This window comes from Nocardia vinacea NBRC 16497 (assembly GCF_000308835.1).
GTDB lineage: Bacteria > Actinomycetota > Actinomycetes > Mycobacteriales > Mycobacteriaceae > Nocardia > Nocardia vinacea.
Map to the genome: position 1 here is coordinate 1 of NZ_BAGN01000136.1, position 15,906 is coordinate 15,906.

Annotated in this window: 16 protein-coding genes; 10 read left to right on the forward strand and 6 right to left on the reverse strand. The window is 66.1% G+C overall.

Features of this window, described 5'->3' with window-relative positions:
- Positions 1 to 1,455, forward strand: a 1,455-nt coding sequence (locus ON44_RS18680; protein ID WP_157187214.1) for an ATP-binding SpoIIE family protein phosphatase, incomplete at its 5' end; no start/stop codon positions are given.
- An 85-nt stretch (positions 1,456 to 1,540) separates the two neighbouring features.
- Complete coding sequence (locus tag ON44_RS18685; protein ID WP_040691794.1) at positions 1,541 to 1,873, forward strand: STAS domain-containing protein; 333 nt, start codon at positions 1,541 to 1,543, stop codon at positions 1,871 to 1,873.
- A gap of 171 nt (positions 1,874 to 2,044) precedes the next feature.
- Here ON44_RS18685 and ON44_RS18690 read toward each other — a convergent pair whose 3' ends face one another.
- The gene (locus ON44_RS18690; RefSeq protein WP_040691797.1) at positions 2,045 to 3,085 is read right to left on the reverse strand and encodes an LLM class F420-dependent oxidoreductase; all 1,041 of its coding nucleotides are present in this window, start codon (positions 3,083 to 3,085) and stop codon (positions 2,045 to 2,047) included.
- A gap of 117 nt (positions 3,086 to 3,202) precedes the next feature.
- Between ON44_RS18690 and ON44_RS18695 the strand changes: the two genes are divergently transcribed.
- From ON44_RS18695 to ON44_RS46900, 3 genes are all read left to right on the forward strand, one after another.
- Positions 3,203 to 3,835, forward strand: a complete 633-nt coding sequence (locus ON44_RS18695) for a cyclodeaminase/cyclohydrolase family protein (RefSeq protein WP_083897973.1) — start codon at positions 3,203 to 3,205, stop codon at positions 3,833 to 3,835.
- 163 nt (positions 3,836 to 3,998) lie between these two features.
- On the forward strand, positions 3,999 to 4,751 hold the full coding sequence (locus tag ON44_RS18700) for a L,D-transpeptidase (RefSeq protein WP_040691798.1): 753 nt from the start codon (positions 3,999 to 4,001) through the stop codon (positions 4,749 to 4,751).
- 133 nt (positions 4,752 to 4,884) lie between these two features.
- Entirely contained in the window at positions 4,885 to 6,300 is a 1,416-nt protein-coding gene (locus ON44_RS46900; RefSeq protein ID WP_051182182.1) for a DUF8176 domain-containing protein, read from the forward strand.
- A gap of 3 nt (positions 6,301 to 6,303) precedes the next feature.
- On the opposite strand, the gene ON44_RS18710 is transcribed toward ON44_RS46900, so the two are convergent.
- A complete protein-coding gene (locus ON44_RS18710) occupies positions 6,304 to 7,212 on the reverse strand; it encodes an NADP-dependent oxidoreductase (RefSeq protein WP_040691800.1) in 909 nt (302 codons plus the stop codon).
- 67 nt (positions 7,213 to 7,279) lie between these two features.
- Here ON44_RS18710 and ON44_RS18715 point away from each other — a divergent pair, with 67 nt between their 5' ends.
- The gene (locus tag ON44_RS18715) at positions 7,280 to 7,696 is read left to right on the forward strand and encodes a winged helix-turn-helix transcriptional regulator (RefSeq protein WP_040691801.1); all 417 of its coding nucleotides are present in this window, start codon (positions 7,280 to 7,282) and stop codon (positions 7,694 to 7,696) included.
- A gap of 5 nt (positions 7,697 to 7,701) precedes the next feature.
- Here the strand turns inward: ON44_RS18715 and ON44_RS18720 are convergent, their stop codons facing one another.
- The gene (locus tag ON44_RS18720) at positions 7,702 to 9,462 is read right to left on the reverse strand and encodes an ABC transporter ATP-binding protein (RefSeq protein WP_040691802.1); all 1,761 of its coding nucleotides are present in this window, start codon (positions 9,460 to 9,462) and stop codon (positions 7,702 to 7,704) included.
- A gap of 81 nt (positions 9,463 to 9,543) precedes the next feature.
- On the opposite strand from ON44_RS18720, the gene ON44_RS18725 reads away from it, so the two are divergent.
- Entirely contained in the window at positions 9,544 to 10,026 is a 483-nt protein-coding gene (locus tag ON44_RS18725; protein WP_051182183.1) for a MarR family winged helix-turn-helix transcriptional regulator, read from the forward strand.
- An 8-nt stretch (positions 10,027 to 10,034) separates the two neighbouring features.
- Positions 10,035 to 10,220 (forward strand): hypothetical protein, encoded by a 186-nt coding sequence (locus ON44_RS18730; protein WP_040691805.1) that lies wholly within the window; start codon positions 10,035 to 10,037, stop codon positions 10,218 to 10,220.
- A gap of 204 nt (positions 10,221 to 10,424) precedes the next feature.
- Here the strand turns inward: ON44_RS18730 and ON44_RS18740 are convergent, their stop codons facing one another.
- Positions 10,425 to 11,273: a bifunctional 5,10-methylenetetrahydrofolate dehydrogenase/5,10-methenyltetrahydrofolate cyclohydrolase gene (locus ON44_RS18740; protein ID WP_040691808.1), complete on the reverse strand. Its 849-nt coding sequence runs from the start codon at positions 11,271 to 11,273 to the stop codon at positions 10,425 to 10,427.
- Positions 11,274 to 11,478: 205 nt separating this feature from the next.
- On the opposite strand from ON44_RS18740, the gene ON44_RS18745 reads away from it, so the two are divergent.
- Complete coding sequence (locus ON44_RS18745) at positions 11,479 to 12,351, forward strand: YdcF family protein (protein WP_083897974.1); 873 nt, start codon at positions 11,479 to 11,481, stop codon at positions 12,349 to 12,351.
- Positions 12,352 to 12,454: 103 nt separating this feature from the next.
- Positions 12,455 to 13,255, forward strand: coding sequence for a putative protein N(5)-glutamine methyltransferase (locus ON44_RS18750; RefSeq protein ID WP_040691809.1), 801 nt, complete (start codon positions 12,455 to 12,457; stop codon positions 13,253 to 13,255).
- Positions 13,256 to 13,302: 47 nt separating this feature from the next.
- Here ON44_RS18750 and ON44_RS18755 read toward each other — a convergent pair whose 3' ends face one another.
- Positions 13,303 to 14,133: an SDR family oxidoreductase gene (locus tag ON44_RS18755; protein WP_040691810.1), complete on the reverse strand. Its 831-nt coding sequence runs from the start codon at positions 14,131 to 14,133 to the stop codon at positions 13,303 to 13,305.
- 42 nt (positions 14,134 to 14,175) lie between these two features.
- Positions 14,176 to 15,747: a succinic semialdehyde dehydrogenase gene (locus tag ON44_RS18760; protein WP_040691812.1), complete on the reverse strand. Its 1,572-nt coding sequence runs from the start codon at positions 15,745 to 15,747 to the stop codon at positions 14,176 to 14,178.
- Positions 15,748 to 15,906: the final 159 nt, after the last annotated feature.

Genomic DNA, 15,906 nt, shown 5'->3' on the forward strand with positions numbered 1-15,906 from the left:
GCCCGCGCGCGGGCGCTATTGGATCGGGCCCGGCGTCGTCCGGCACGCAGCCTGTTCGCGATTCCGGAGGGCACCGAGAGTTCCGAAGGCATCGTGGCCCCGCTCGGTGAGACCGGTGATGCGGCATTGTGGCTGCGCTTCGCCGCGCCGCGCGCCATCAGCGCCGCCGACTGGACATTGTTCTCGCTGCTCATCGGACATCTGAGTCTGGCGGTGCAGCGGGCACGCAACTTCGATCAGGCGCGTTCGACCTCGCTGACGCTGCAGCGCGCCATGCTCGGTCCGATCGAACTGCCGCCGCGGTTCTCGGTGCATTACGAGCCCGCGCTGCCGCCGCTGGAGATCGGCGGCGACTGGTACGACGTGGTTCCGCTGCGGGACGGCACCATCGGCGTCGTGGTCGGCGACTGCGTCGGACGTGGTCTGTCCGCGGCCGTCGTGATGGGCCAATTGCGTACGGCCGCACGGGCTCTCCTGCTGCGCGGCGCGGGCCCGGCGCAGCTGCTCGCGGAACTCGATACCGTCGCGGGCCGGATTCCCGGCGCGATGTGCACGACGGTCTGCGCCGCCGTCCTCGATCCGGTGCGCGGACTGGTCCGCTACAGCAGCGCCGGACATATGCCGCCGATCCTGGCCGATGTCGGCCAGCCGGGCCGATTGCTCGAGGGCGGCCGAGCGGTACCGCTGGCTACTTTCGATACGCCACGGCGCCCCGAGGCCACCACGGCGCTCACACCGGGTTCGACGCTGGTGCTGTTCACCGACGGCTTGGTCGAACAGCGCGGCATCGATATCGATGACAGTTTCGCGAAGATCTCGGGTGTGCTCGCCGATACCGCGGGCAAGCTGCCGCGTGAGGTCGCCGATGCCGTGCTCTCCCGACTGCGTCCGTCCGCGGGCTACGACGATGACGTCGCCATGGTCGTGTACCGGCAACCCCCGGCACCGTTGCGGCTCGAGATTCCGGCCAATCCGGATCAGCTTTCGGCCATGCGCAAGCGGCTCAAGGCTTGGCTCGCCGCCGCCGCCGTACCGCACGATCTCGCCTCCGACCTCATCGCCGCGGCCAACGAGGCCTGTAGTAACAGCATCGAACACGCCTATCGCAACGGCGGCGGGCCGGTCACCCGCGCGATCAGCTCCACGGCAGAACTGCTCGGCCGTGCCACCAGCGCCGCGGCCGCCACCACCGATCCTGGACTCGTCGAATTGACCGCCGAATGCGATACCCAAAAGGTCGTCATCCTGGTCGCCGACACCGGAACGTGGAAACCACGCTCCGCCGATCCGGGGCCGCGCGGACGCGGCATCGATATGATGCGGGCTTTGACGGAAGAATTGGAGATAGACCACAGCGGGCTGGGCACCCGCGTCCGCATGTCGGTAACGTTGCCCGCGATCAAATCCCCCGTAGCGAACCCACTGCGTGGCACGAACCGCCAGTTTTCTGGCTGAGGAATGCAGCACGAAAGGCGGGTTCATGGCAGATTGTGATGATGTGACAAACAACTCCGGAGACGCGTATCCCCTGGCGGACACGATGACCACCACAGTCGAGGCACACGATGGCGCGACCGTGCTCACGGTTTCCGGCGAGGTCGATCTGGCGACCGCGCCAGCGCTGGAGAACACCATCGAGGCCATCCTCACCGGCAAACCGGCGGTCCTGATCATCGACCTGACCGGTGTCAGCTTCCTCGCCTCGGCGGGTATGGCGACCCTGGTCGCGGCGCATCAGCGTGCAGGCGACACCACCACCATCGTGCTGGTCGCGGACGGTCCGGCCACCAGCAGGCAGCTCAAGATGACGAGTCTGGATCAGGTGTTCGCACTGCACACCACCCTGGCCGAGGCGCTGGCCGCACTCCGGTAGCGCAGCCTGATTTCAACCGGAACCTTTCCGATCCCTGACCACACGGGGCGAGTCTACGAACGGCGTTCGCGGCCCGTCTCGCGGCCGAGCGGTCGAAGCGCATGCGACGAAGTCGCAAGTCTCGACCGCTCGGACGCGAGACACCAGGGGCCGCGCCGCAGGCGCGGCAAATCAGTCACACAGTTCGCGCAGTTGCTCGATCAGCTTGACCCGTTCGGCCGGGGTCGCCGCCATCGGCACCACATTCAGCACCGTGACTCCCGCCGCACGGAATGCGGCGATCCGCTCCTTCACGAATCCGGCCGGGCCGACCAGCGAGATATCCCGAACCAGATCGTCCGGGACCACCTTGGCGGCCTCTTCCTTCTTGCCGGCCAGATACAGCTCCTGGATCCGGTCCGCCTCGGCGCCATAGCCGTACTTCGTGGCGAGCGTGTGATAGAAGTTCTTGCCCTTGGCGCCCATGCCGCCGATGTAGAGCGCCAGATGCGGTTTCACGAATTCCAGTAGCGGCGTGACATTCTCGCCGATGGCCAGCGCGGGCCCGGCGTAGACGTCCAGCTCGCCGAGGATCGGATCACGCTTGGCCAGACCGGCATCCAGCGATTCGCCCCAGATTTCCTTGGCCTTCTCCGGTACGAAGAAGATCGGCTGCCAGCCCTCGGCGATCTCCGCGGCCAGCTCCACATTCTTCGGGCCGAGCGCGGCCAGCAGCACCGGAATGCGTTCACGCACCGGATGATTGATCAGCTTGAGCGGCTTGCCCAGGCCGGTGCCCCGGTCGGCGGGCAGCGGGATCTGGTAGTACTTGCCCTGGTACTCCAGCCGCTCGCGACGCCATACCTTGCGGCAGATCTCCACCAGTTCCCTGGTGCGTCCGATGGGGGCGTCATAGGGAACGCCGTGGAAGCCCTCGATCACCTGCGGGCCCGATGCGCCGAGGCCGAGTACATAGCGACCGTCGGAGACGAAGTCCAGGCCCGCGGCGGTCATCGCGGTCAGGCTGGGTGTGCGGGTGTAGATCTGCAGGATGCCCGAGGCCAGCTGCAGCCGAGTGGTCTTGGCCGCCAGATATCCGAGCGCGCTCACCGCGTCGAACGAGTAGGCCTCCGGCACGAACACGATGTCGAGTCCAGCCTTTTCGAGGTCGGCCACCTCGGCGGCCGCCTCTTTGAAGCCGCCCGAGTAGTTGATGCTCAATCCGATCCGCATAGCACTCAACCTAACCGCAGCTACGCACCGGCCGCGCACCGGCCACCCCGGCGGGAGCGGTAGCGTATTCGCCGTAGTTCTCCACTGTCGTCGCTGGAAAACGAAAGGCCACCCGCCGTGTCGCAGCCCGCCTTCGCTGAGGCCATCCTCGCGCAGTACCTGACCGACCTGGCCGCGAAGGTACCCGCACCCGGTGGCGGCGCCGTCGCAGCGCTGCACGCCGCACAGGGTGCCGCACTGGTCGCGATGGTCGCGCGCTACACCACCCGGGCCAAGGATGCCGAGCACCGACCGGTCATCGACCGGATCATCGAGGCGGCCGATGCGGCCCGCGAGCGCGCGCTGGCCCTGGCCGAAGCCGATGCGGCGGCGTTCACCGCCGTCGGCAACGCCTACAAGTTGCCGAAGGATTCTCCGGCGCTGGCCGCCGCGCGCAGCGATGCCATTACCGCAGCGCTGCTCGAGGCCGCCCGGGTGCCCGCCGCGGTCGTCGACGAGGCCGACGAGGTGCTCTCACTCGCCACCGAATTGCTGCCGATCGGCAATCCCAATGTGGTCACCGATATCGGCGCCGCCGCCGATGCGGCGCGGGCCGCGGCGACCAGCTCGCAGCTCAATATCGAAATCAATGTCCGCTCACTCAGCGCCGAACAGGGCGATAAGTTCGCGGCGGTGCTGATCCGCATCGACGAGATCACCGCCCGCGCGGACGCGCTGCACGCCGACGTATTGCACGCCGTGCGCGGCTGAATCCGACCGAACGGTCGGATCGTTTGTTCGGTGTGATGCCGGGTATGTCGCCCCTATACGAAAACTGTGGACCTGGACGGCCGTTACAGAACCGGTACGTCGAGTTGATCATGAAGTCCTAGAATGGATTTCTGCGTCCCACACCAGCGTGAAGGGGTGGACCATGCGGAACGCACTCAGATACCTGTTCCTCGCGACCACGGTCGTCGCCTTGGCGGCGTTCGGGTCCGGAGCGGCAATCGCCACCACGATTCTGAAACCCAACGTCGACGCGGTCGCAACGATTACCCCGTCGGCAGGTCAGGAAGTCGGTATCGCGGCACCGGTGACGATTCGATTCGCCAATCCGGTCGCCGACCGCGACCGAGCCGAACGACTGGTCGATATCCGAGCCACCGAGCCGCTGCCGGGTGCTTTCTCCTGGGCGAGCGATCGTGAGTTGACTTGGACGCCAACGAGTTTCCTGCCGGCCCGAGCACCGATCTCGGTGCACATCGGTAACGCGCGCACGGAGTTCCGCACCAATGCGGGCGTGGTGGCCGACGCCGATATGTCGGCGCATACCTTCACCGTGAGCATCGGCGGTGCGGTCGCGCGGTCGGTGCCCGCGTCCATGGGCAAGCCGGGCTGGGAGACACCGACGGGTACCTTCCCGGTGCTGGAAAAGTTCCGTTCGGTCGTCTTCGACTCGCGCACCATCGGGATCCCGCTGAGCTCGCCCGAGGGCTACGTCATCAATGGCGAGTACGCCGAACGCCTCACGTGGGGTGGCGTTTTCGTGCACTCCGCACCGTGGTCGGTGGATTCGCAGGGCTATGCCAATGTGAGCCATGGCTGCATCAACCTGGCTCCCGATGACGCCGCCTGGTACTACGAGACCGTCGGCGTCGGCGATCCGGTCACCGTGCACTGGTGAGCCGTAAACAATCCGTTTTCCTTCGCGACACCTCCCCTCAATTTCGTCACGGGCAGCAAACCTGGCAGTATCCTGCCGAGGTTGATACAACTGCGGGACACACGTGATCGTATGACCTGATGAAGGTGGGGCGATGGATCGACCGGATATGACCTCGCGGGCGAATTCCGGCCCGCAGCCGGGCGCTGCGCCACAACAGCCGCTCGGTGCGCCGAGGGCATACCAGACTCCGACACCGCCGAACCCGTTCCACCGGATCGGCTTCACCGAGGACAACGCGCCGACCGGGCCCATTCCGCGGATCCCGATCGACGGCGCACCCATCGACACCGGTCCACTACACCGCGTGCCGATCGACCGCGCCGCAACACAATCCGGACCGCTGCCCCGAGTTCCCATCGACCGTGCGCCGACGAATACGGACCCGTTCCGGCGCATTCGCGGTCAACAAGTTCCCGGCGGCCAGGCTCCGAATCCCCAGAGCCCGAGGCAATCCGGGCCGATACCGCGGATTCCGATCCAGGAAGTTCCCCCGGTTCCACGCGTATCGATGCGTCAGGCGCCGACTGTGCAGGACGGCGAGCAGGGATCGCTGACGTTGCCGGAACCGATCCGTCAGGTGCCCGTCAACCGGATTCCGGGCCCTCCTGCGCCTGTCGTGCCGCGTCCGCCTGCTCCGCAAGATCCGAATTGGCATGCGCCTGTTCCCCAGTACCCGGACCAGCGCGGGCCGGTGCAGCGAGATCCGATGCGCCAGAACCCGATTCACCCCGGGGCTTTCGACGCAGACCCCACTCGGCAAGATCCGAACCACTACGCACCGGACCCATACGAGCAGGATCTGGTGCGGCACAACCCGATTCAGGCAGCGGATGGGGAATCCGCGCAGTATGAGATCGACTATGGAGGCGACTGGTCCGAATGGGTCGAGGAACTTCCCGCCGAGCCGAAACCGCCTGCGCCGGACTACTTCCGGCATGAGGAGGCCTTGGCTGCCATGATCGATCGGTCCGGTCGGAATCGGTCGAAGCGCCGGTGGATGCCGGTGCTGGTCGGATCGGTCGCGGCGGCCGGACTACTCGTGGTGGCGTTCGTGCAAATTCGGCCGGAGCCGCAACCGGCGACAGTGGCCTCGTCCACGCCCAGCCAGGTCGCGGTCTCCGGATCCACTTCCGCGGCACAGTGCCCGGCCGAGCGGGTCGGGGACACCATTACCGGCAACGGCGCGGGCGGGCTGGATTCCGGACCGGGTGTCATATTCGCGTTCCAGTACGCCTATTACGTCACCCGATCCGGTGTTGCGACCCGAGAGTTCGTGGCGCCCAACGCATCCGTCTCGCCCGCCGGGACGATTCAACAGGGCATCGATGGCATTCCGGCCGGCACCACCCACTGCATCAGCATTACGCCGGGAGCTTTCGTCGGCCAGTACCTGGTGCAGGTGACCGAGCATCGACCCGATTCGACATCGATCACCTATAAACCCCAGGTCGTCACGACGGCGCGGGTGGGCAACCAGACCCTTATCACCGGAATCGGCGCGGCCTGACCGTCACACCGGCGAATTCCACGGCACCAGCACGATTTTCCCGCGTACACGCCCGGATTCGCTCAGGTGATGGGCCTTGACCACATCGGCCATCGGCAGCACCTGATCGATCTCCACGTGCAACCGGCCCGCCTCGAACAGGGCGGCCAATTCGCCTAGATCGCGGCCGGACGGATCGACATACAGCCGCTCGTACCGCGGATCGTCCTCGGCATCATTGCCCTGCGCGTCGATCAGGCGACCGTTCGCGGCGAGCACCGGCAGCGACCGCGATCCGTAGTCACCGCCGACGAGATCGAAAACGACATCGACATCACGTACCGCCTCCGCGAAATCGGTTGTCGTGTAATCGATCACCTCATCCGCGCCGATCTTCCGCAGGAATTCGTGGTTGGCGGCGCGAGCCGTGCCGATCACATACGCGCCGCGGTCCTTGGCGATCTGCACCGCGAAATGTCCGACCCCACCGGCCGCCGCATGTACCAGCACGCGTTGTCCGGCAACGACTTCGGTGAGCCCCTGCCAAGCGGTCAGCACCGCGGTCGGCGCGGCGGCCGCATGGATGTGATCCAGGATCGCCGGTTTCGGTGCGAGGATATCCGCCTGCGCCACAACGTATTCCGCATATCCGCCGGACCGGCTGAGTACCATGCCGTAGACCTCGTCGCCGACCCGGAATCGCTCGACACCGGCGCCGACCGCATCGACGATCCCGGACACATCGAAGCCCAGGGTGAACGGCGGATCCCCGAGTTTGCGCACCAGCCCGGACCGCAGCTTCCAGTCCGCGGCATTCATACCGGTGGCGGCGACCCGCACCACCACCTCGCCCGGTCCGGCGCTCGGCCGATCGACCTCGACGATTTCCAGGACCTCGGGACCACCGAATGTTTTTTGCGTGATTGCGAGCATGCCACCGATTCTGCGGTCCCTTAGTATCCAAGGGAAAGAAGGCACTTCAATGATCCCGAGGTACCCGATGGATACCATTGTCGACTGGTCCGGCTCCGACAACCTGGTCAAGAGCTATCTGACCAACTGCCCGGCGCGCGAAGTGCTGACAGTGCTCGCCGACAAATGGGTGCTGCTGGTCCTCGGCGTGCTGCGCATGGCGGGCGGACCGGTGCGCTTCAACGATCTGCGCCGTCGACTCGACGGCATCACCCAGAAGATGCTCACCCGCACCCTGCGCAACCTGGAGCGCGACGGACTGGTCCGCCGCGCGGTCTACCCCACCGTCCCGCCGCGCGTCGAGTACTCGCTGACCGATCTGGGGGCCAGCCTCGGCGAGCTCAGCCACGCGATGGGGGTCTGGTCGGTGCAGCACCACAGCGAAATCCTTACCGCCCGTGACGAATTCGACACCCGCGCCGCAACCGACCCGGAACCCGTCTGAACGCTTCAGGCGGCTTTGAGGAGGTCGCCGCCAGAGGCCAGGGCGGCGTAGCGGCCGTCGGAGTCCATGAGCTCGCGGTGGGTGCCGCGTTCGATGATCTGGCCGCGGTCGAGTACGACGATCTGGTCGGCGTCGCGGACGGTGGAGAGCCGGTGCGCGATGGTGATGGTGGTTCGGCCTTCCGACAGCGCGTCTATGGCGGCCTGCACCTCCTGCTCGGTACGGTTGTCCAGCGCGCTGGTGGCCTCGTCGAGCACCAGGATCGGCGGATTGCGCAGGATTACCCGTGCCACCGCCAAACGCTGCTTCTCACCACCGGAGAACCGATAGCCGCGCTCGCCGACCAGCGTGTCGTAGCCGTCCGGCAGGCTCGCGATATGGTCGTGGATCTGCGCGGCCCGCGCCGCGGCGTACATCTCCTCGTCGGTCGCATCGGGTTTGGCGAAGCGCAGATTCTCCGCGACCGAGGCGTGGAACAGGTAGGTCTCCTGCGAGACCACACCGACGGCGGCGGCGAGATCGGCAAAGGACAAGTCCCGCACATCGATTCCGTCGATCTCGACCCGTCCGGATGTCACATCGTAGAGTCGCGCCACCAGGTAGCCGAGTGTGGTTTTGCCCGAACCGGTTTCGCCGACAATGGCCAGACTGGACCCGGCGGGCACAGTGATATCGATGTCCTGCAACACATCCCGTGTCCCGGATCCGTAGGTGAAGCCGACATGCTCGAAGCGGACCTCGCCCTTGACACCCGAATCCGGCACCGGCACCGGCTCTATCGGTTCCTCGATATCCGGCTTCAGGTCCAGGTATTCGAAGATCCGACCGAACAGCGACATGGAACTCTGCACCTCCACACCGGTATTCAGCAACTGCACCATCGGCCGCAGCAGGCTGGTCTGCAGGGTCGTGAAGGCGACCAAGGTGCCGATCGAAACCAGCGGATGTCCCCCTGCCACGGTCAATCCCGCCGCCCAGTAGACGATCGCGGGCATGGCCGCCATGACGATCTGAATCGTCGACTGCCGCCACCGGCCAGCCATTCCGGACCTGATCTCCAGATCCACCAGCCCACGCGATTCCTTCGCGAAATCGTCGACCAGCGCGGGTGCGCGGCCCATCGTGCGCCCGAGCAGAATGCCACTCACCGACAGCGATTCCTCCACAATCGCCGACATGCCCGCCAATTTCTGCTGCCGTTGCGCGGTGATCTTCCTGCGTTCGTCGCCGACGCGCCTGCTGATCCAGACGAAGAACGGCAGCATGATCAGCGAGACCAAGGTGAGCCGCCAGTCGAGGGCGATCATGGCGATCACCGAGGCGATCACGGTTGTGAAGTTCGAGACCAGTGAGGTCGCGGTCGAGGTGACCGTCGATTGCATGCCGCCGATATCGTTGGCGATCCGCGACTGCACTTCGCCGGTGCGGGTGGTCGTGAAGAACGACAACGGCATTCGCTGCAACTGCGCATACACCGCGGAGCGCAGATCGTGCATGACTTCCTGACCGACCGCGGTGGAGATGTAGGTCTGGAGCACGCCGAAGACGCTCGTGAGTGCGGCGACCGCGACCATGCCTGCCGCGAGTGCGGTCAGCAGACCGGTGCGGCCGTGCGGCAGGGCGTCATCGAGGATCCCGCGCAGCATGAACGGCGATGCCAGCGCGACCAGTGACGACAAACCGACGAGCGCGGCTACCAGCGCCAGGCGCGCGCGATACGGACGAAACAGCCGGACGATCCGGCGAAGTTGATGTGGGGGCTGCATAGGCGCCTCCTTCCGAGGACTACGTCATGAAACTGAGCATGACTCATAATTGTTCCCAAAACAATGAGTTATGCTCAACAAATGGATACCGCGCTCGATCCCGATCTCCCCGAGCTGTTCCTGCGCACCGCGAAACGCATCCGCCGCAACCAGGTCGCGCGACTCGCCCCCCTGGGCATTACCCCAGGTCAGGCCCGTGCTCTCCGCATTTTCGGCCACCACGACGAGCCCCTGCGGATGGCGGCAATCGCCGACCACCTCGGCATCGTTCCGCGATCCGCCACCACCGTCGTCGATGCGCTCGAAGCCGCAGGCCTGGTCTCGCGCGCGCCCGACCCGACCAACCGCCGCTCGACCTTGGTCACGCTCACCGACTCCGGCCGAGCCGCGCTCTCCCAGATGGCCGCTGCCCGCCGTGCGGCCGCCGAGGAGATCTTCGCCGGCCTGAGCGCCGACCAGCGCACAACGCTTCGTGAATTACTTGCGGCACTCGATTCGGAGGCCTCGGCCGGCGAATCCACTGGGACGAACATCTCGTTGACTTCCCCACAGCCCCGGGGCTGAATTCGGGCATGTTGGACTTGCCCGCCGGCCCGATTACGAAGGCTCAGACCGGCATTGCCGCCGGAGCACGGACCTGCTTCCTGTTGCGCGGGGTGTTCGACGCCCCCGAATGCGCCGAAATCATCGATACGGCAACGGATTCGGGCTTCGCACCGACCGGCGCGCACTATCCGGGGTCCTATTCGCAACAATGACCGGCTGGTCCGAGGCGTCGCCGCACTCCCCGACTGCCGTTTGGCGAGCGCCTCATACGACGGAACCGTGCGCTTGTGGTGGATCCGCGCGTAAACCAACCACCGGCGTAACCATCAAACTGCTCTACGCGAGCATCGCCGCCGCCCTGTTCACCTGGTTCGCCATCCGCTACTTCAGAATCCGAAACCGGTAGTCCGAGGTACTCAGTGGGTGTTTTCGGCCGCGGTTACCACATGGCGCATGAGCAGGGCGGTGGTTACGGGGCCGATGCCGCCGGGGACGGGGCTGAGGGCGGCGGCCTTGCCGCGGACGGTTTCCGCGGCTACGTCGCCGACGATTTTGCCGTCGGGAGCTTCGTTGGTGCCCACATCGATGACGGTGGCGCCCTCGCGGATGTGTTTGCCGGTGACCAGGCCGATGCGGCCGGCGGCGGCTACGACGATATCGGCGGCGGAGGTGACGGCGGGGAGGTCGGTGGTGCGGGAATGGCAGATGGTGACGGTGGCGTTTTCGGCGAGCAGGAGTTGGGCGAGGGGCTTGCCGACGATATTGGAGCGGCCGACGACGGCGACATGCCGTCCGGCCAGCTGGATTTCGTGATGCTTCAGTAGTTCGACGACGGCCTCGGAGGTGGCGGGGACGAAGCCGTCGAGGCCGGAGGCGAGCAGGCCGAGCGAGAGCGGGCTGACACCGTCGACGTCCTTGCCGGCGGCGATGGCTGAGCTGACATCGTCGAGGGTGACACCGGCGGGCAGCGGGGTCTGCAGCATGATCGCGTCGACGGCGGAGTCCGCGCTGCGGGCGGTGAGTTCGTCGCGGATCCGGTCGATGCTCGCGTCGGCGCCGAGTTCGATTGTGTCGCAGGCGATTCCGAGGCGCTCGGCGGCCTTGCGCAGTGAGTTCACGTACCACGCGCTGGCCGGATCGTCATTTGCCACGATCAGGGCCAGGCGCGGCGCGGTTCCGCTCGCGGTGAGCGCGGCGGCACGCTGCTTGGTGTCGGCGTTGATGGCGGCGGCGAGTTCCTTGCCGGACAGCGAAACGGTATCCACGTTGTCACACCTTATCGGCTGCACCGCACGACCGGTTTCGGCGGGCACCCCGCGCGCCGCCCGGTTTGCGCGGACGCCGGAAACAACGCATGGCAATTACCAGGCTATGGCCGTTACCAGTCGTATCGTGGTTGTGCTTGCCAATGGCTAACTGTCAGCAGACCTACCGAAGCCCCGTTTCACACGTGGAAAGGTGTCGACTGTAGTGAAGATCTCGAGGCATTGGAAACTATGGGTCGCGACCGCGTTCGCGGCCGCGACCATCACCGGACTATCCGGCGCACCCGCCATCGCGGCGCCGGAAACCGACGCCCTCTACAACTCCGCCCAGCGCGCCTTCACCGACGGCGACGATGCCGGCGGCCGCGCCGAACTCCGACAGCTGATCGCCGCCGACCCGGCCGATGCCGAGGCCCTTTCGCTGCAGGCGATCTGGTCGCATTACGCCAATGACCTGCCCGCCATGGCCGATGCGCTGGCCCGGCTCACCGCCGTCGACCCGGCAATGGCCCAGGGCACCAGCAATGTGCTCGGCGCGATCGGCGCCGCGGTCACCACTCTGCCGAATCCGCTGCCGGCGATCGTCGGACCGCAAACCGGAATCGTGGTGCTCGGCTACGGCCTGCTCCCGGACGGTTCGCTGCGCCCCGAGCTGGTCAACCGGCTGACCGCGGCGTGGTTGCAGGCGGTCGCCTCACCACTTTCACCGATCGTCGTCACCGGCGGAAACCCGCAGAACGGCATCACCGAGGCCGAGGCCATGCGGGCCTGGCTGATCGACAAGGGGCTGCCGGCATCCCGGATCAATGTCGAGAACCGAGCCGGATCGACGGTGCAGAACGCACTGTTCAGCACCAGGATGCTGCGCGATATCGGCGCGAACAGCGCGGTCGTGGTGACCTCGCCGAACCACATCCGGCGCGCGGTCGCCGATTTCATTGTCGCGGGCACTCGAGTGGTCGGGGCGACCACCTCACTCGAGCAGTTGGTATCGCAGTTGCCGCCGCCCGCCAGGCAGGCGCAGCGCGGCATCTACCTCGACGCGACGCGGACGTTCCAGCTCGCCACCGCACGCTGAGCGGAATGGGTCTGAGCGCGCGCTTTCCGCCTGAAATGACATAAATCGCGCAAATCCGCACGCTCAGACCCACCGCACCCTGTCCACACGGCACGATATTCCGATGACACCAACCGGAGGAGTGGTCGCGCAACTGCGCGCGGCAGGCTGTGTATTCGCCGAGGACGAGGCGCGGTTGCTGATCGCCGCGGCGGCGGAGACCGGTGCCGATCTCAGCGACTTGGTCGCACAGCGGGTTTCCGGAACACCGCTGGAATACCTGCTGGGCTGGACCGAATTCCACGGCATCCGCGTCGCGGTCGCGCCGGGCGTCTTCGTACCGCGCCAGCGCACCGCCTTCCTCGTCGACGAGGCCGCCGACCTCGCCCGCGCCATGCCTCAGCACCCTGTTGTCGTCGATATATGTTGTGGCTCAGGCGCATTGGGTCTCGCGTTGGCACACACTCTTGCCACCGAAGGGCGCCCGATAGAACTCGCAGCCACCGATATCGAACCCGCGGCGGTCGAATGCGCCCGCCGCAACCTCACCCCGATCGGCGCGCCCGTCTACGCAGGCGACCTTTTCGAGCCGCTCCCCCGTGAATTGTGCGGCCGAATTAATATCCTGCTCGCCAACACCCCGTACGTGCCATCCGCGATGATCACCAAAATGCCTACGGAGGCACGCGATTACGAACCGCGCACCGCCCTCGACGGCGGACCCGACGGCCTGGATATCTTCCGCCGCGTCGTCGCCGCCGCCCGTACCTGGCTCGCGCCGGGCGGCCACCTGCTGGTCGAATCCACCGAAGCCCAGGCCCTGCCCTCGATCACCGTTCTCACCGCGCACGGCTTGACCGGCCGCATCGCCGAATCCGACGAGCTGTACTCCACCGTCGTCATCGGCACCAAGCCAGACATATGATTCCGATCACCGCCCGACGTGCGGCTCACCACGACGTTCTGAGGCCGCTACTTCTTGCGACCGGTGAACTCGTCCATCGAGTGGTACACGCCAACCGAATTCAGGAACAGATCGCGCAGTTTGATCGGCAGCAGACCGGAGATCGCCTTGTTGAGCCGCGATGTCCACGGCAGGATCACCAGCGGAGTGCCCGCTTTCATTTCGCGCCACGAGGCGTCGACGACATCGTCCTGTTCGAGAATCGGCGTGAACAGGAAACCCTTTGCACCATCGAACATTCCGGTGTTGATGTAGGTCGGACAGACCGTGGTGATCTGCACATGGTCGTGGCCCGCCTGTTCCAGCTCGATGCGCACCGAATCCGACCAGCCCAGCGCCGCCCACTTCGAGGCCGCGTACACGCTCATGCGGGGATTGGAAACCAGCCCCGCCGAGGACGCGACGGTCATGACACGCGCTGTCCCCGTGCCGCGCACCATCGCGGGCAGGAATTCGAGCGTAATGTACATCGGCGCAAGGGAATTGATCGCCATCGTCTTATCGATATCGGCGCGATCGGTGGTCTCCCAGAAGTAGCTGTTGCCGCGCACGATGCCCGCATTGTTGATCAGGATGTCGATATCGCCGACATCGGCGCGCACCGCCGCCGCGGCCTCGCTGATGGCGTCCTGCGCGGACACGTCGACCACATAGTGATGGATGGCGACGCCGCGACCGGACAACTCGACCGCGGTCTCCTTCAGCGCGGATTCGTTGATATCCCACAGCACTACCGCGGCCGCACCCTCACGCACCGCACGCTCGGCGAACAGCTTGCCCAGGCCCATTGCCGCGCCCGTGACCAGGACCTTCTTATCGGCTACCGTGTCCAGTTTCATTCGTCCTCATCTTGATTTCGTCGTGAACAGCTTTTGGCGCAACTACTTTTGGCGCAGCGCCTTCATGACGCCGAAATACAGCGTCATGGTCTTCGCCCACAGTTCCTCGGACATGCCGGGCAGCGGTGCGATCGGGAGCATCCGCTGCACCGCGATCGTCTGGGTGTCGATGTACTTCAACAACCCCTCCGGACCGTGCCGGCGCCCGGTACCCGAAATGCCGAGCCCACCCGATGGCGCGTCCGCACTACCCCAGGCCGCGATGAAGCCTTCGTTCACATTCACCGAACCCGCATTGATGCGCGCGGCTACCTGTCGACCTCGATCGACATCCTTGGTCCAGACACTCGCATTGAGTCCGTACGCGGTGTCATTGGCCTGTTCGACCGCCTCGTCGTCGCTGCCGACCCGATAGATCGATACCACCGGCCCGAAGGTCTCCTCGCGATACACCGTCATGCCGGGCCGCACCCCGGTCAGCACGGTGGGCTCGTAGAAGTACGGTCCGAGATCGGGACGCGCCTTACCGCCCGCCAGCACCGTCGCGCCCTTCGCGACGGCATCGTCGACATGCGCACTGACGGTGTCCAATTGGCGCTGGAACGTCAAAGACCCCATATCACTGGTGTAATCGAGCGCACCGCCCAATTCGATCGCCTGCACATGCTCGATGAATTCGCCGACGAATTGGTCATAAACCTTGTCGTGCACATAGATTCGCTCCATCGACTCGCACAGCTGCCCCGCCGAGGCGAAGCAGGCCCGAATCGCGATCTTGGCCGCCCTGGACACATCCGCATCGGCCAGCACCAGCAGCGGGTTCTTGCCGCCGAGTTCGAGCGAATAGCCGATGAGCCGCTCTCCGGCCTGCTGCGCGATGGTCCGGCCGGTCGCACTGGACCCGGTGTAGTCGACATAATCGGCGCGCGCGATCACCTCACCGCCGATCACCGAACCACGGCCGAGCACCGCCTGCCAGAGTCCGCGCGGCAGCCCGGCGCGCTCGGCGGCATCGATGGCCCATAGCGCGGTCAGCGCGGTCTGGTTATCCGGTCGCGCGACGACAGCATTCCCGGCAACCAGTGCGGGCAGCGCGTCGGAGACGGCCAGGGCCAGCGGATAGTTCCACGGCGAGATCACCGCGACCACGCCCTTGGGCCGATGCCGCACATCCACCTGGGTCAATACCGGCAGGACACCACGCGGCTTGCGGGTGGCCAACAGCTTGTTCGCGACCGACGCGTAGTACCTGGCATTGACCGCGACATCCCCGACCTCGTCGAAGGCGTGCGCCCGGGACTTACCGGTCTCGGTCTGCACAATATCGAGGACGGTGTCCTGTTCGGCCAGCACGATGTCGTGGAATTTCCGCAGCACCGCGACCCGCTCGCGCACCGAGCGCCGCGCCCACTCCTGCTGCGCGGCGCGCGCGGTCGCGAAGGCGGTCTCGATATCGCCGGTCGAGGACTGCGGCAGGTCCGCGATCTTGCGCCCGGTCGCGGGTGCGAAGACCTCGACCGCGGAGGCGCCGCCCGCGATCGCGCGATCTAGCAGGGGTTGTACCAGGGCCACGGGCAGGGCCGTCGGTTCGGTCAGCTGGCGGGCGGTCGTCATTGTCGGCCCTCTCCTGGGTCGGGCGCCTGCGCTGGACGAGGCGGTAAGCCGGGTTCAGCTATTTCCTGAACACTGGTGTTAGATTAATGCCGGTGCCGCACCTCGTGTCAAGCTGTCGGGTGTGGCACACAGACGGGTCAGGCTTCGAGTTGTGAGGCA

Coding starts and splice junctions, on each gene's coding strand:
- ON44_RS18685 (WP_040691794.1), top strand. CDS start 1,541: ATGACCACCACAGTCGAGGCACACGATGGCGCGACCGTGCTCACGGTT.
- ON44_RS18690 (WP_040691797.1), bottom strand. CDS start 3,085: ATGCGGATCGGATTGAGCATCAACTACTCGGGCGGCTTCAAAGAGGCG.
- ON44_RS18700 (WP_040691798.1), top strand. CDS start 3,999: ATGCGGAACGCACTCAGATACCTGTTCCTCGCGACCACGGTCGTCGCC.
- ON44_RS46900 (WP_051182182.1), top strand. CDS start 4,885: ATGGATCGACCGGATATGACCTCGCGGGCGAATTCCGGCCCGCAGCCG.
- ON44_RS18710 (WP_040691800.1), bottom strand. CDS start 7,212: ATGCTCGCAATCACGCAAAAAACATTCGGTGGTCCCGAGGTCCTGGAA.
- ON44_RS18715 (WP_040691801.1), top strand. CDS start 7,280: ATGGATACCATTGTCGACTGGTCCGGCTCCGACAACCTGGTCAAGAGC.
- ON44_RS18720 (WP_040691802.1), bottom strand. CDS start 9,462: ATGCAGCCCCCACATCAACTTCGCCGGATCGTCCGGCTGTTTCGTCCG.
- ON44_RS18725 (WP_051182183.1), top strand. CDS start 9,544: ATGGATACCGCGCTCGATCCCGATCTCCCCGAGCTGTTCCTGCGCACC.
- ON44_RS18730 (WP_040691805.1), top strand. CDS start 10,035: ATGTTGGACTTGCCCGCCGGCCCGATTACGAAGGCTCAGACCGGCATT.
- ON44_RS18750 (WP_040691809.1), top strand. CDS start 12,455: ATGACACCAACCGGAGGAGTGGTCGCGCAACTGCGCGCGGCAGGCTGT.
- ON44_RS18755 (WP_040691810.1), bottom strand. CDS start 14,133: ATGAAACTGGACACGGTAGCCGATAAGAAGGTCCTGGTCACGGGCGCG.
- ON44_RS18760 (WP_040691812.1), bottom strand. CDS start 15,747: ATGACGACCGCCCGCCAGCTGACCGAACCGACGGCCCTGCCCGTGGCC.